This window comes from Azoarcus indigens (genome assembly GCF_004361735.1).
In the GTDB taxonomy this organism is placed as follows: domain Bacteria; phylum Pseudomonadota; class Gammaproteobacteria; order Burkholderiales; family Rhodocyclaceae; genus Azoarcus; species Azoarcus indigens.
The window spans coordinates 253130-267937 of sequence record NZ_SNVV01000002.1 but is presented as its reverse complement, the minus strand read 5'-3'; the positions used below and the strand labels follow the sequence as shown (position 1 = coordinate 267937).

8 protein-coding genes are annotated in these 14808 nt (G+C 66.9%); 2 read left to right on the top strand and 6 right to left on the bottom strand.

All coding sequences use genetic code 11. From position 1 onward, the window contains the following. Positions 1-27: 27 nt before the first annotated feature. The 4 genes from C7389_RS04075 to C7389_RS04060 form a co-directional block, all read right to left on the bottom strand. On the bottom strand, positions 28-1437 hold the full coding sequence (locus C7389_RS04075) for an ABC transporter permease (protein WP_133588626.1): 1410 nt from the start codon (positions 1435-1437) through the stop codon (positions 28-30). 3 nt (positions 1438-1440) lie between these two features. Further along, positions 1441-2418 (bottom strand): ABC transporter permease, encoded by a 978-nt coding sequence (locus tag C7389_RS04070; protein WP_133588624.1) that lies wholly within the window; start codon positions 2416-2418, stop codon positions 1441-1443. Between the two features lie 12 nt (positions 2419-2430). Further along, positions 2431-4563, bottom strand: a complete 2133-nt coding sequence (locus tag C7389_RS04065) for an ABC transporter substrate-binding protein (RefSeq protein WP_246034625.1) — start codon at positions 4561-4563, stop codon at positions 2431-2433. A 76-nt stretch (positions 4564-4639) separates the two neighbouring features. Beyond that, positions 4640-5551, bottom strand: coding sequence for a bestrophin family protein (locus C7389_RS04060; RefSeq protein ID WP_133588620.1), 912 nt, complete (start codon positions 5549-5551; stop codon positions 4640-4642). Between the two features lie 207 nt (positions 5552-5758). Here C7389_RS04060 and fabI point away from each other — a divergent pair, with 207 nt between their 5' ends. After that, positions 5759-6550 carry an enoyl-ACP reductase FabI gene (gene fabI, locus C7389_RS04055; RefSeq protein ID WP_133588618.1) on the top strand — a complete coding sequence of 264 codons (792 nt, stop codon included), beginning with the start codon at positions 5759-5761 and terminating at the stop codon, positions 6548-6550. A gap of 132 nt (positions 6551-6682) precedes the next feature. Here the strand turns inward: fabI and C7389_RS04050 are convergent, their stop codons facing one another. Then, positions 6683-8581 carry a SurA N-terminal domain-containing protein gene (locus C7389_RS04050; RefSeq protein ID WP_133588616.1) on the bottom strand — a complete coding sequence of 633 codons (1899 nt, stop codon included), beginning with the start codon at positions 8579-8581 and terminating at the stop codon, positions 6683-6685. Between the two features lie 177 nt (positions 8582-8758). Between C7389_RS04050 and C7389_RS04045 the strand changes: the two genes are divergently transcribed. Then, complete coding sequence (locus C7389_RS04045; protein ID WP_211168170.1) at positions 8759-12028, top strand: EAL domain-containing protein; 3270 nt, start codon at positions 8759-8761, stop codon at positions 12026-12028. A gap of 68 nt (positions 12029-12096) precedes the next feature. Here C7389_RS04045 and clpB read toward each other — a convergent pair whose 3' ends face one another. Continuing rightward, on the bottom strand, positions 12097-14679 hold the full coding sequence (gene clpB, locus C7389_RS04040; protein ID WP_133588612.1) for an ATP-dependent chaperone ClpB: 2583 nt from the start codon (positions 14677-14679) through the stop codon (positions 12097-12099). Between the last annotated feature and the right edge of the window lie 129 nt (positions 14680-14808).

Below are 14808 nucleotides of genomic sequence, written 5' to 3'. Positions count from 1 at the left end.
GCCGCCTGCGGCCGAGCTAGTGGAAACTCAGCCGCGGCGGGGATCGAAGGCGTCGCGCACCACGTCGGCGAACAGGTTGGCGGCCAGCACCAGCAGGAACATGAAGACGAAGGCCGCGGACAGCGACCACCACACCATGGGTTCGCGGGCCAGTTCGGCGCGCGCCATGTTGATCATGGTGCCGAAACTGATGGTGGTGGGGTCCACGCCGACGCCGACATAGGACAACACCGCCTCCGCCAGCACCAGCCCGGAGAAATCCATCACCAGCGTGATCAGCACGATGTGCATGACGTTGGGCAGGATGTGGCGGCGCAGGATGGCCGGCGTGCCCACCCCGAAGGCGCGTGCCGCCTGTACATAGTCCAGCTCCCGCAGTTTCAGCGTCTCGCCGCGCAGCAGCCGGCACAGGCCGGTCCAGGAGGTGATGCCGAGGATCACGCACAGCGCCAGCAAGCGGGCGTCGGAGCGCTCCGCCGCAGTGGCGAACCAGTCGGGGTGGGTGTCTATCACCACCTGCATCATCAGCACCGAGGCGGCGATCAGCAGCACGCTTGGCACCGCGCTGAGCACGGTGTAGATGTACTGCACCACGTCGTCCACCCAGCCGCCCAGATAACCTGCAGCAATGCCGAGGGCGATGGCGAAAGGCAGCATGACCAGCGTGGTGATGGTGCCGATGACCAAGGCGGTGCGCACGCTCTTCAGCGCGAGGTAGAGCACGTCCTGCCCTACCTTGTCGGTACCCAGCACGTGGTAGTAGGGCGCGAGTGCCACAGCCAGCGCACAGACGCAAGCCAGCCCGGCAAATGTCAGCAGTGCCGCCCGCCAGGCCAGCACCGCCCTGCCGCGCAGCACGTCTGCCGCCGCAGACACGAAGCCGCCGCGGCGCGCCCGCGCCACCCGCGCGGTAATCAGCAGGAAGGCCGCTAATACCGCCAGCGCCGCGCCGCCCGCCGCCGGCAGGGCGCGGTGGGCGATATCGCCCGCGGCCTGGGACGGCGGATCTTCCAGATGGGCAGCGCCGTGCACCAGCCGCGGATACATCCTCGCCTGCCCGCCCTCCGGCAGTTCCACCGTTTCCTTTTGGTAGAGCGTGGCAGCGAAAGGGGCGGAATAGGTCTTCTCGGTGCGCAGCCGCAAGCCTGCCAGCAGGCCATCGAGCACGCTGAGCACCTCCGCCGAGTAGGCCTTCTCGCCCTGCCCATTCTCCGCAGGCGGCAGTTGCGGACGGTAATGCAGGCTGTCCAGCAGTCCGACGACGACGAAGGCGAGCAGGATGACCGCCGCCACAATACCTGAGGGCCGCCGCCCCACCTTGCGCCAGGCCTCCCGCAGCGGCGGGCTGCGGCGAGCGTGAAAGGCCGACAACAGCGCGGCCGCCAGCAGCACGAACAGCAGGAGATCGGTCCAGAGCAGGACGGGCTGGAAATCCATGTGCTAACCCAGCCTCACCCGTGGATCGACCAGCGTGTAAGAGATGTCGGTGAGGATCAGGCCGGCGATGTACAGCACCGAGCCAATGAATACCATGGAGCGCACCACCGCGAAGTCCTGCGCGCGGATGGCGTCTATGGTGTAGCTGCCCAGCCCCGGTACGGCGAAGAAGGATTCGACCAGCAGCGAGCCCATGAACAGCATCGGGATGACCACCACTACCCCGGTCAGGATGGGAATCATCGCGTTCTTCAGCACATGGCGGAACAGCACCCGCAACTCGGACAAACCTTTGGCGCGCGCGGTGCGCACGTAGTCGCGGGAGATTTCCTCCAGGAAGATGCTGCGGTACCAGCGCGCGCTGGCGCCCATGCCGGCGACCACGCTGATCAGCACCGGCAGCACCAGGAAGCGCGCCGCATCCAGGCCCGGCGCATAGCCGGAGATGGGCACCAGCGCCCACAGCTTGGACACCAGCCACTGCCCGCCGATGATGTAGAACATGCCGGAGATGGACATCATCACCACGCAGGCGATCACACCCCAGGTGTCCAGGTAGGTCGCGCGAAAGAACACCAGCAGCAGCGAGAAGAAAATGGCCGCCGCCAGGCCGAGGACGAAGGTGGGCAGCGCGATCGCCAGCGACGGCCCCATGCGGTCGCGGATCTCGCGGCCGATGTCCCGACCGTCGTCGGCGCTGCCGAAGTCGAAGGCAAACATGCGCAGCGACTTGTCGAAGAAGATGGTGTCGGTGAGGTGCTGCACGCCCTTGGCTCCGGCGTTGAAGAACAGCGGCTTGTCGTAGCCGCGCTCCACCTTCCAGCGCTCGATGGCCTCCGGCGTGGCACGCTTGACGCCGATCTGCATGCGGGCGATGTCGTCCGGCGAATTCACCACGAAGAACAGCAGGAAGGTGAGCAGGTTCACCCCGATCAGGATGGGAATGGCGTAGAACAGGCGGCGGACGATGTAGGCGAGCATCTCCCCTTCCCCTCAGGCCGTCGCCCGTTCCCGCCGGCGCCAGTGCAACGCCGCCGGCACCACCAGCGCCGCCGCCAGCAGCAGGAGTATGGCGATGGGCCACAGCACCGGCCGGTTCCATTCTGCCCGTGCCGCCTCCCGCCGGGCGACGTCGATGCGCTGGTACTTGAGCCCGTTGCGGGCGATGTTGCCCGGCTTGCGGTTGTACACCCAGCCGTGCTGCAGCGAGTAGGTCTTGGGATGGAAGCCGAACAGCCAGGGCGAGTCGTGCTGCAGGATGGCGATCATGCGGTCGATCACCGCCTGGCGCTGCGGGCCGTCAGGCATGGACTTCATGCGCTCGAACAGCCTGTCATACTCCGGGTTCTGGTAGTTGGAGGCGTTCTGCCCCTGATACTTGACCTTGCCCTGCGGCCCGTAGAGCAGGAACAGCATGTTCTCCGGGTCGGGGTAGTCCGCGTTCCAGCCGAAGAAGAACAGCTGGCCGTTGCCCAGCCGCATCTTGTCCTGGAAGCGGTTCCAGTCGGTGGGGCGGACGACGAACTGCACGCCCAGTTCGCGGAACTGCTTGGCCAGCCAGTCAGAGCGCGACTTGTCACCCAGGCCGGTGGGCGTGGTGTCCAGGTTGATGATCAGCGGCTCGCCGGTGCGCGCATCCCGGCCGTTCGGATAACCTGCCTCCGCCAGCAGTTGGCGCGCCCGATCGAAACCGCGGCGCACTGGCCTGCCCTCGCGCCATTCATAGACCACCGGATTGATGCCGGCCTCACCCTCCCGCGCGCCGAACAACCCTGGCGGAATCGGATGCATCGCGCTGACTCCCCGACCGTTCTGGAAAATGGAAACGAACTCTTCCATGTCCAGCGCCACCGAGATCGCCTGCCGCAGTTTGCGCGCCCGCTCGCGGCCAGCCGCGGAGTCGCCGCCGCCCACGAGCGGGTCCAGCATGTTGAAGCCCATGTAGAAGATGGAGGGCGACACCGAGGTATTGAGACGGATGCCGCGCTCGGCCATCTCGTCCGACAGGCCGACTTCGCCCTGGCTGGTCAGCGTCACCGCCTGGTCGAAGTTGTCGGAGGAAACGCCGGAAGCGTCGTAATAACCCTGCAGGAACTTGTTCCACAGCGGAATTCCCTCGCGCTCGCGGGAGAACACCACCTCGTCGATGAAGGGAATGGGCTTGCCGCAATCCGCCAGCAGACCGGCCTCCGCATCGCCCTTTTCGCCCTCGCAGGGATAGCGCTCGCCACGGAAGTTGGGGTTGCGCGCCAGCACCATGCGGGCGTTGGGATTGTTCTCAGACAGCATGTAGGGGCCGGTTCCGACCGGCCACCAGTCCAGCGTCAGGTTGCGCTCGGCCATGCCCGGCTGGCCGAAGAAGCGGTCGGCCTCGGGCGGCACCGGCGAGAAGAAGGGCATGGTGAGCCAGTACAGGAACTGGGGATAAGCGCCCTGCAGGGTGATGCGGTAAGTGTACTTATCCACTACCTCCACGCCCGGCAGTTCGTAGCGGGTCAGATCCAGCCAGCCCGGCTCCTTCTTCGCCGCCTCGGCGAGCTGGGCCTGCAGCGTCTTCAGGCCGGGGATGTACTCCGCCATCAGCTCGAAGATGGGCGAATGCAGGCGGGGATGGGCGAGGCGCTTGATCTGATGGACGAAGTCCGCCGCCTCAAGCTCCCGGGTGCCGGTCTCGGCGAAATCGCCGAGATCGCGGACGCCGGCCAGGTCCTTCTGGGTTAGCGCCAGATAGCGCGGCCTTCCCTCCTCGTCGCGCGCAAAAGCCGGATGCGGCTGATAGAGCACGCCTTCGCGGATATGGATCTCATAGATGCTCTTCGCCACCCGGGAAGCGTCCGCGGTGGCCGGCAGCTCGCGACCATTCTCGTCGTAGCGTCGCAGGGTCGGCATTTCCGCCGCCGAGCCCGGCTCCAGCACATAGGGCCGCTTCAGGTAGTGGTATTGCAGCGGCGGCTCGACGATCTGGTAGAGGAAGGTCGCCTCATCCTCGGAATAGGACTGCACCGGGTCCAGGTGCTTGGGCCGCTCGCTGAAAGCGGTGTAGAGGATGTTGCGGCCCCGCTCGCTGGCGGGATAGGGATCGTTCCACACCGGCCCGCAGCCGGAGAGCACGCCCACCGCGGCCATGCAGGCGGCGGCTCCGGCCAGGAAGGAATAGGGCTGCGGGCGGCTCATCGGCAGCGAGTGTATTCGCTGCTGCCGCTCAAGTCAGTATGAAATCCTTGTTCGGCTCATGCGCCGGCGCCGACGCCTCGCCGAGCATCTCGCGCAGGCTGGATTCGATGCCGGCGGCCATGGCGTCCAGCGCCAGGTCGTTGGGCGCCAGGCCGAAGGGCTCTTCGATCTCGTCGCTCAGCGCTTCCAGCGCGAAGAAGGTGTAGGAGACGAAGGCCACCACCACCGGCGTCATCATGCCGATGCCGTCCACCAGGCCGAAGGGCAGCATCATGCAGTAGAGGTAGATGGTGCGATGCAAAATGACCGAATAGGTGAAAGGCAGTGGCGTGCTGGCAATGCGCTCGCAGCCGCCTATCACCTCCGACAGGCCGGACAAGGGCACGTCCATGCGCTGGGCGAGCATCGGGTCCAGTTCGCCGTGCTCGCAGCGCTCCCGTATCCAACTGCCCAACCACAGCAGGATGACGATGGGTGCGAAACGCGCCTTCACCATGCGTTCCATCACCGGCTGCGGCAGCAGGCCTTCAATCTCGTCGCCGCGGGGGCGCCCGCGCAGCTGGTTGCGGCTGGCGTAGGCAAAGGCGATCAGCCCGAGCACGAAGGGCCGCGCATTGACGCTGGCGCGCGGAAAGGTGATGGCCTGCCGCGCCAGGGTGCGCGACTCCACCAGCAGGCGCCCCCACAGCTTGCGTCCTTCCCAGTAGCGGTCATAGCTGGAGTTGTTGCGGAAGCCGAGGAAGATGGCGAGCGCCACGCCCATCAACGAGAACGGCGCGGAGGTCAGGGTGACCTTCCAGTGGAAGAGCTGGCCGTGCATCAGCACCACGCCACAGGCGAGCAGCGTGGTGAAGAGCAATTGCGGCAGGATGCGGGGAAGAATGGAACCTCTACGGACGAACAACAGGTGCAGCCAATGGGGACGCGGGCGGATGATCACGGCAGTGGGGTCTGGATGGGGGCGAGAACTGGAAGAGTCATGGGCGCCACCGGCTTTCACGGGCGGGACAAAAACCCGTACGGCGACGCGGCTTGAGATTCTGGCAGGTTTTATTCCGCACTGCAGCATAGCACTCGTATCAAGGAGAAAGCGGCGGCAGTAGATTTCGCTATAATTCGCGGTTCTGTCATTCGGAGTTTGGATTCCATGGGCTTTCTCGCCGGCAAACGCATTCTCATCACCGGGCTGCTCAGCAATCGCTCGATTGCCTACGGCATTGCCAAGGCCATGCACCGCGAGGGCGCCGAATTAGCGTTTACCTACCAGAACGAACGCTTCCAGGAACGCGTGGCCAAGATGGCCGCCGACTTCGGCAGCACGCTGCTGTTCCCCTGCGACGTGCAGGACGACGACCAGATCACCGGCCTGTTCGAGCAGCTCGGTCAGGTGTGGGACGGCCTCGACAGCCTGGTGCACTCGATTGCCTACGCCCCCAGCGAAGCGCTGGAAGGCGACTTCCTCGATGGCTTCTCACGTGAAGCCTTCCGCATTTCGCAGGACGTCAGCGCCTACAGCTTCCCCGCCCTGGTCAAGGCCGCCCGACCGATGATGAAGGGCCGCAACGGCGCGGTGCTTACCCTCTCCTACCTGGGCGCGGTGCGCACGATGCCCAACTACAACATCATGGGCATGGCCAAGGCCAGCCTGGAAGCTTCGGTGCGTTACCTCGCCGTCTGTCTGGGCCCGGAGGGCACCCGCGCCAACGCGATCTCCGCCGGCCCGATCAAGACGCTAGCCGCCTCCGGCATCGGCAGCTTCGGCAAGCTGCTGGCCTTCAACGAGCGCAACGCGCCGCTGCGCCGCAACGTCACCATCGACGAAGTCGGCAACGCCGCCGCCTTCCTCTGTTCCGACCTGGCCAGCGGCATCACCGGCGAGGTGATGTATGTGGACGCCGGCTTCAACACCACCGCCCTGGGCAACGCCGAACAGGTCTGATCCCGGCGCCGCTCGCGGCACCACAAAGCAAAACGCCCGATCGTCGATCGGGCGTTTTGCTTTCAGGGCGGCGTTTCCGCCACCGGCGGGAAGCCGGGTGGCGGCGGGCGATTTACCTGCCCCGCCCCGGAATCAGTTCTCCGTCTGCTGCACCGCCGGCAGCTTGGTCTCGACCTTGTAGCGCTGACGCAACTCGGCCAGGAAAGCGTAGAAGTCGCGTTCCGCCATCAGCCGCTCGTACTGGCTCTTCACCGCCGCCAGGTTGGGATCATCCTTCTTCAGTTCCGGGCGATGCACCGCATCGATGCTGTACACGATGAAGCCGCCCTCCGCTGCCGGCGCCCCGACATAGGCCGGCAGCTTGGCAGTGGAGGCAGAGAAAACCGCCTTCATCGCCTCAGCCGGCAACGCCGGGGCCGCGCGCTGAAGCTTGCGGGTGGCGCTCCACTGGCCTTCGGTCGCCTCGCCCTTCTGCAGGGCCGCCAGCACCTTGCCGCCCTCCTCCGCCGCGCGGGCCGCAGCGGCCTCGTTGCGCAGGTGGGTTTCGATCTGGCTGCGCACCTCGTCCAGCGGCAGACGGCGCGCCGCCTCGTACTCCTGCACCCGCGCCGCCACCAGAATGTTGGGGCCGGCTTCGACTGCCTCGGTGTTGCGATGATTGCGCACCGAATCGTCGGAGAAAAGGGCCTCCGCCAGACGCGGGTTGCGGTAGTCGCCCAGCCCTTCGGCGCTGCGTTCTATCCAGTCGCTATGACGGATCTGCAGGCCCAGTTGCTCGGCGGCGGGTTGCAGGCTGTCCGCCTGTTCATAGACCAGGTTGGAGAACTGCTCCGCCAGCTCGGCGTAGCGGCGGCTGGCGGCCTGATCACGCAGCTCGGCGACAATCTCGTCCTTCACCTCGGCGAAGGGCCGCACCGTGGCCGCCTTGATGTCGGTGACCTGGATGATGTGGAAGCCGAAGTCGGAGCGCACCGGCTCACTGATCTCGTCCTTCTTCAACGAGAAGGCCGCATCGTCGAAGGCCTTGACCATGGCGCCGCGGCTGAAGAAGCCGAGATCGCCGCCGCGGCTGGCGGAACCCGGATCCTGCGAGGCCTCCTTGGCGATGGCGGCGAACTGCTTGGGATCCTTGCGCAGCCGCGCCAGCAGCGCATCCACCTTGGCCTGGGCCTGGGCAAGCTCGTCGGCGCTGGCGTCCGCTCCGACCTGGATCAGGATGTGGCGCGCCTTGCGCTCTTCCGGCTGACCGAAGCGGGACTGGTTGCCCTCGTAGAAAGCGCGGACTTCGTCGTCGCTGACGCTGACCCGGCGGCGGACCGCCTCCGCGTCCAGCACCACGTATTCCGCCTTGAGCCGCGCCGGGCGCTCATAGCGCGCCGGGTTCGCGTCGTAATAGGCCTGCACCGCGTTGTCCGCCAGCTTGACCTCGGCCAGGTAACGCGAAGCCGGGAAACGCAGCTCACGGATCTCACGTTCCTCCGTCTGTGCCGCCAGGAAGCGCTGCGCCGAGCCGTCTGCGACGAAGGCCGACTCGCCGACCGACAGCGCAAGTTGCTGGATGCGCAGGTCCTGCGCCAGCCGGCTCTCGAACATCTCGGGCGTCATGCCCTGGGCGCGCAGCTGGGCGTCGTAACGGCCGAGGGAGAACTTGCCGCTCTCCTGGAAAGCGGGTACCGCCGCGATGGTGCTCTGCAGCTGCTGGGCACTCACCGAGAAGTGCTTCTCGGCACTGTACAGGGCCAGCAAGCGCTGGTTTACCAGGTTGTCCAGCACCGCCTGCCGCAACGCCGGCGACTCCAGCAAGGCACGGTCGACCTGGCCGCCGGCCGCGTCGCGCATCCTGTCCTGCTGAGTGCGCAGCGCCTGGTCGAACTCGGCCGCGGTGATCCGGCTCTTGCCGACTGTGGCCACTTCGCCGCCGCCGGGGCCGTCGCTGAAATAGGCATCCATGCCGAAGAAGGCGAAGGGGACGATGAGCACGGCCAGGATGACCTGGGCGACCCGTTTGTTATTGCGAACTGCTTCGAACATCTCGATTTCCGTGGAAGCCAGTAGGAATAAAGCAGCCGGAGCGGGTCCGGCATCGGAGGCGGGAGTTTAGCGCATCCCGATGCGCAGCAGGCCGTCGCGCCTCCTCGGTGAAAGGGCTCTATCTCCGACGACATATGCCCCTCCTGTACGCCACGCCGAGTAGATATACTGCGCGCCATGCCCGCCCACCTCGCCCAGCTGCTCGCCGTCGCCCTGGCTTATGGGTTAGCCGGCTGGGCCTCTCTCCAACTGGCGGTGCCGCCCGGCTATGCGGCACCGGTATTCCCCGCGGCCGGCGTCGCCCTCGCCGCCGTGCTGATACGCGGCAGGGAGGTACTGCCGGCGATCTTCGCCGGTGCCCTGCTCGTCCAGTTCCTCGCCCAGACCCAGACCGGCGCCAGCCATGCGTGGTGGAGCGCGGGGCCGGTGGCCCTGGGCGCCAGCATGCAGGCGCTGGTGGGGGCGGAGATGGCGCGGCGGCTGGTCGGCTTTCCGAACCCCCTGGACGCCCCGCCGGCCATCCTGCGCTTCCTCGCCGTGGTGGCCCCGGTCAGCTGCCTGATCAGCCCCACCGTCGCGGTGCCCCTGCTCAATCTCGCCGGCATCATTCCCAACGGCGAAATGGCATTCAACTGGTGGAACTGGTGGGTGGGCGACACCCTGGGCATCATCGTCGCCATTCCGCTCATCTTCGTATTCTTCGGCCAGCCAGCGGCAGACTGGCGCGGCCGCCGGCTCGGGGTGACGGTACCCCTGGGCCTCGCCCTCGTCCTCCTCGCATATACCTTCCACCAGGTGCGCAGCTGGGAAGAACTGCGGGTGCTGACCCAGTTCAATCGCGATGCCGAGTACGTCGCCAGCATGGTGCACCGCCGGCTGGACATCCAGGCCAACATGCTGAGGTCCATAGAACGCCTGATGACGGTAAGCGACGACGTGTCACGGGAGGACTTCGCCGAGTTCGTCGGCCCCTGGCTGGAGCGCTACCGCGGCACGCAGAACTTCGGCTGGAGCCCGCTGGTGACGGCCGGCAATCGCCAGGCTTTCGAGGCCTCCGCCCAGACTGAGCACCCCGGCTACCGCATCCTGGACCGCAACCCGGAAGGCAAGACCTTCCCGGCCGCTCCGGCCGACTACTACCTGCCGCTGGAGTTCATCGAGCCCTCTGCCAGCAACAGCAGCGGTTTCGGCCTCAACCCGCTGTCGCTGGCGCAGACGGAAGCCGCCATCCGCCAGACCATCCTCAGCGGCGAACCCGCTGCCACCGAGCCCTTCCGCCTGGTGCAGGAGACCGGGGGACAACGCGGCGTCGCCGTCTATCTCGCGGTCTATAGCAAGCGCATGCGGGGCTTGACGAAGCCGCTGGCCGGCGTCGTGTCCAGCGTCTTCCGCATGGACGACGCCCTCGCCGCCACCTTCGAAGGGCGCGACCTCAGCGGCATCGAACTCTGCCTGGTCGATAGGGATACAGCGCCGGACAACCGCCGCCTCTCCGGCCCGGCGGGTTGCGAGTCGGCGGGCTGGAGCAGCCAGGACATGGCCCGCAGCCACGCGCTCTCTTTCGCCGGCCGGCACTGGGAGCTGCATCTGCGCGCCAGCCGGGAGTACGCGCTGGGGATGCGCAGCTGGGCGGCCTGGAGCACCGTGGCGGTGGGCCTGCTCGCGGTCGGCATACTCGGCGCTTTCCTGCTGATCACGACCGGCAACACCCGCCGCATCGCCGCGCTGGTGGAAAGGCGCACCGCCGAACTGGTGGCGGCCGGCGCCCGCCTGCGGGAACAGCAACTGGCCCTGGTGGACGCGCAGCGCATCGCCCGCCTCGGCAGCTGGGAAACCACAGGCAGCCCGGACAGCTTGCGCTGCTCCAGCGAGCTGCCAGCGGTACTGGGTTGTAACCGGCATCGCCTGATCAACCTGGAAAGCCTGGTGGATACGGTATGCGCCACCGACAGGCCAGAACTGGAAAAAGCGCTGCAGCAGGTTGCCGACGCCCCTGGCCTGGCAACGCTGGACTGCCGCATGAACGGCACGCCGCAGCGCACCGTGCAGTTCCAGATCGAGAGCGAGTGGCGCGACGGCCTGCTCCACCGCATCCGCGGCACGGCGCAGGATGTGACCGACGCCCGCGAGGCCGCAGCCCACATCCAGTACCTGGCCCACTACGACGCCCTCACCGGCCTGCCCAACCGCAGCGCGTGGCTCAGCCACACCCGCGCCGCGCTGCATGCCTCGCAGCGCTACGGGGACCAACTGGCGGTGCTCTTCCTCGACCTCGACAACTTCAAGACGGTGAACGATTCACTCGGCCATCCGGTGGGCGACCGCCTGCTCGCCGCCGTCGCCCACCGCCTGTCCGCCTGCCTGCGCGAGGAGGACATGCTGGCCCGCCTCGGCGGCGATGAGTTCGTTGCCCTGCTGCCGCGGTTGCAGGAGCCGGCCGACGCCGCCGGGGTGGCGCGCAAGATGCTCGCGGTGCTGGGCGAAGCCATAGAGATAGACGGCCACGACCTGGTGCCCTCCGTCAGCATAGGGATTGCCGTCTTCCCCGCGGACGGCGGCGATGTGGACACGCTGCTCAAGCATGCCGACACCGCGATGTACGGCGCCAAGGCCGCCGGCCGCAGCAACTACCAGTTCTTCGTCCCGGAAATGAACGCCCGCGCCACCGAACGGCTGGTGCTGGAGAATGCGCTGCGGCGGGCGGTGGATCGCAACGAACTCTGCCTGCACTACCAGCCGCAGGTGGATGCCGTCAGCGGCGAGGTGCTGGGCTGCGAGGCGCTGGTCCGCTGGCAGCATCCGGTCCGCGGCCTGGTTCCACCCGCCCACTTCATCCCGGTGGCCGAGGAATCCGGCCTCATCGTCCCGCTGGGCAACTGGGTGCTGCGCGCCGCCTGCCGGCAGCAGGCGCAGTGGGCCAGCGAGGGACTGGAAACGCTGATGGTTGCGGTCAACATCTCGGCGCTGCAGTTCCGCCGCCGCGACTTTGTAGACATCGTCGCCGCGATACTCGCCGAAACCCGCGCCAATCCGCGCTGCATCGAGCTGGAGATCACCGAGAGCGCGCTGATGGAGGCCAGCGACGACGATCTCGCCAGGCGCCTCGCCGAGTTGCGCCGCATGGGCCTCAGCCTGGCGCTGGACGACTTCGGCACCGGCTACTCCAGCCTGGCCTACCTCAAGCGCCTGCCGATAGGCCGGCTGAAGATAGACCGCTCCTTCGTCAAGGATCTGCCCGGCGACCCGGAAGACGCGGCGGTCGCCTCCGCCACGCTGTCGCTCGCCCGCGACCTCGGGCTGGACGTGGTTGCCGAAGGCGTGGAGACCAGCGCCCAGCGCGACTACCTCGCCGCCCGCGGCTGCCAGCTGATGCAGGGCTACCTCTACTCGCCGCCCCTCACCGCAGAAGCCTTCGAGGCCTGGCTCACCGAACGCGCCGGCACGTAAAAAAGGGCGACCCACGGGATCGCCCTTCTCGTTTCCGCCCCTGCCGGATGCCTCCCCGGCCTCCGTGCTTACTCCACCCGGCTGAAGCTCAAACGGCTGCCGCTGGCATCGACCTTGATGCGGTCCTTGGCCGCGAACTGGCCTTCCAGGATGGCCTTGGCCAGCGGATTCTCGATCCGCTCCTGGATCGCCCGCTTCAGCGGCCGCGCGCCGAACACCGGATCGAAGCCGGCCGAGGCGATCTCCGCCAGTGCCGCCTCGCTCACCTCCAGGCTCATGTCCAGCCGCGCCAGGCGCTTCTCCAGGTACTGCAGCTGGATGCGGGCAATGCCGGCGATGTTCTTCTCGTCCAGCGCGTGGAACACCACCACCTCGTCGATGCGGTTGATGAACTCCGGCCGGAAGAAGGTCTTCACCTCCGCCATCACCGCCAGCTTGATCACCTGGTAGTCATCGCCCGACATCTGCTGGATCATCTGGCTGCCGAGGTTGGAGGTCATCACGATCACCGTGTTCTTGAAGTCCACCGTACGGCCCTGGCCATCGGTCATGCGGCCATCGTCCAGCACCTGCAGCAGCACGTTGAACACGTCCGGATGCGCCTTCTCCACCTCGTCAAACAGGATCACGCTGTAGGGCTTGCGCCGCACCTGCTCGGTCAGGTAGCCGCCTTCCTCGTAACCGACGTAGCCCGGAGGCGCGCCGATCAGCCGCGCCACCGAGTGCTTCTCCATGAACTCGCTCATGTCGATGCGGATCAGGTGCTCCTCGGAGTCGAACAGGAACTCCGCCAGCGTCTTGCACAGCTCGGTCTTGCCCACGCCGGTGGGGCCGAGGAAGAGGAAGGAGCCGTAGGGCCGGTTCTCGTCGGCCAGACCAGCGCGCGAACGGCGGATGGCGTCGGACACCAGCTTCACCGCCTCGTCCTGGCCGACCACCCGCTGGTGCAGGCGCTCTTCCATCTTCAACAGCTTGTCGCGCTCGCCCTGCATCATCTTGCTCACCGGGATGCCGGTGGCGCGGGACACGACTTCGGCGATTTCCTCGGCGCCGACCTCGGTGCGCAGCAGCTTGTTCGGCGTAGCCGTGTCGCCGGCCTGCTCGGCCGCCTTGAGCTGCGCCTCCAGCTGGGGCAGCTTGCCATATTGCAGCTCGGCCACCTTGTCGAGCTGGCCCTTGCGCTGGAACTCCGCCATCTGGGCGCGGACGCGGTCTATCTCTTCCTTGATGTGGGCCGAGCCCTGCACCTTGGCCTTCTCCGCCTTCCACACCTCTTCCAGGTCGTTGTATTCGCGCTGCAACTTGGCGAGTTCGTCCTCTATCAGCTGCAGGCGCTTCTGCGAGGCCTCGTCCTTCTCGCGCTTCACCGCCTCGCGCTCGATCTTCAGCTGGATCATGCGGCGGTCCAGCCTGTCCATGACCTCCGGCTTGGAGTCGATCTCCATCTTGATGCGGGCGGCGGCCTCGTCGATCAGGTCGATGGCCTTGTCCGGCAGGAAGCGGTCGGTGATGTAGCGGTGCGACAGCTCCGCCGCGGCGACGATGGCCGGGTCGGTGATGTCCACCCCGTGGTGGATCTCGTACTTCTCCTGCAGGCCGCGCAGGATGGCGATGGTGGATTCCACCGAAGGCTCGTCCACCAGCACCTTCTGGAAGCGGCGCTCCAGCGCGGCATCCTTCTCGATGTACTTGCGGTACTCGTCCAGCGTGGTCGCGCCTATGCAGTGCAGCTCGCCGCGCGCCAGCGCCGGCTTCAGCATGTTGCCGGCGTCCATCGCGCCCTCGGCCTTGCCGGCGCCCACCATGGTGTGGATCTCGTCGATGAAGAGGATGATGCGGCCCTCGTCCTGGGCGATGTCCTTCAACACCGCCTTCAGCCGCTCCTCGAATTCGCCGCGATACTTGGCGCCAGCCAGCAGTGCCGCCATGTCCAGCGACAGCACCTTCTTGCCCTTCAGCGTTTCCGGCACTTCGTCGTTGACGATGCGCTGGGCCAGCCCCTCGACGATGGCGGTCTTGCCCACGCCGGGCTCGCCGATCAGCACTGGGTTGTTCTTGGTGCGGCGCTGCAGGATCTGGATGGCCCGGCGGATCTCGTCATCGCGGCCGATCACCGGGTCCAGCTTGCCGGCGCGGGCGCGCTCGGTAAGGTCCATGCAGTACTTGGAAAGCGCCTCGCGCTGGCTCTCGGCGTCCTGGCTGCCCACGCTCTGGCCGCCGCGCACCGCTTCCACCGCAGCCTCCAGCGCCTTGCGGGTGAGGCCGTATTCCTTCAACAGGCGGCCGGCCTCCCCCTTGTCGTCCGCCAGGGCGAGCAGGAACATCTCGCTGGCGATGAACTGGTCGCCACGCTTCTGCGCTTCCTTGTCGGTGAGGTTCAGTAGATTGCCCAGGTCGCGGCCGACCTGGACCTCACCGCCGTGACCTTCCACCTTGGGCAGGCGCTCCAGCGCCCGCTGCAGCGCCGCCTTCAGCGGCGGCACGTTCACGCCGGCGCGCTGCAGCAGCGACAGGGTGCCGCCGTCATCCTGGCCGAGCATGGCGGCGAGCAGGTGCAGCGGCTCAATGAACTGCTGGTCGTTACCCACCGCGATGCTCTGCGCATCGGCGAGGGCTTGCTGGAACTTGGTTGTCAGTTTGTCGTAGCGCATGGCAGTCATCCTTTTCCGGTACTTCATGTACGGCTTGCACTCGATATGGGGCCACGCAGATGGAATTCAACTACCCAACCCGCGCTATCCCGCCTGTGCTATGGTTGCCGAGGAGGCGGAGGGAGCAGA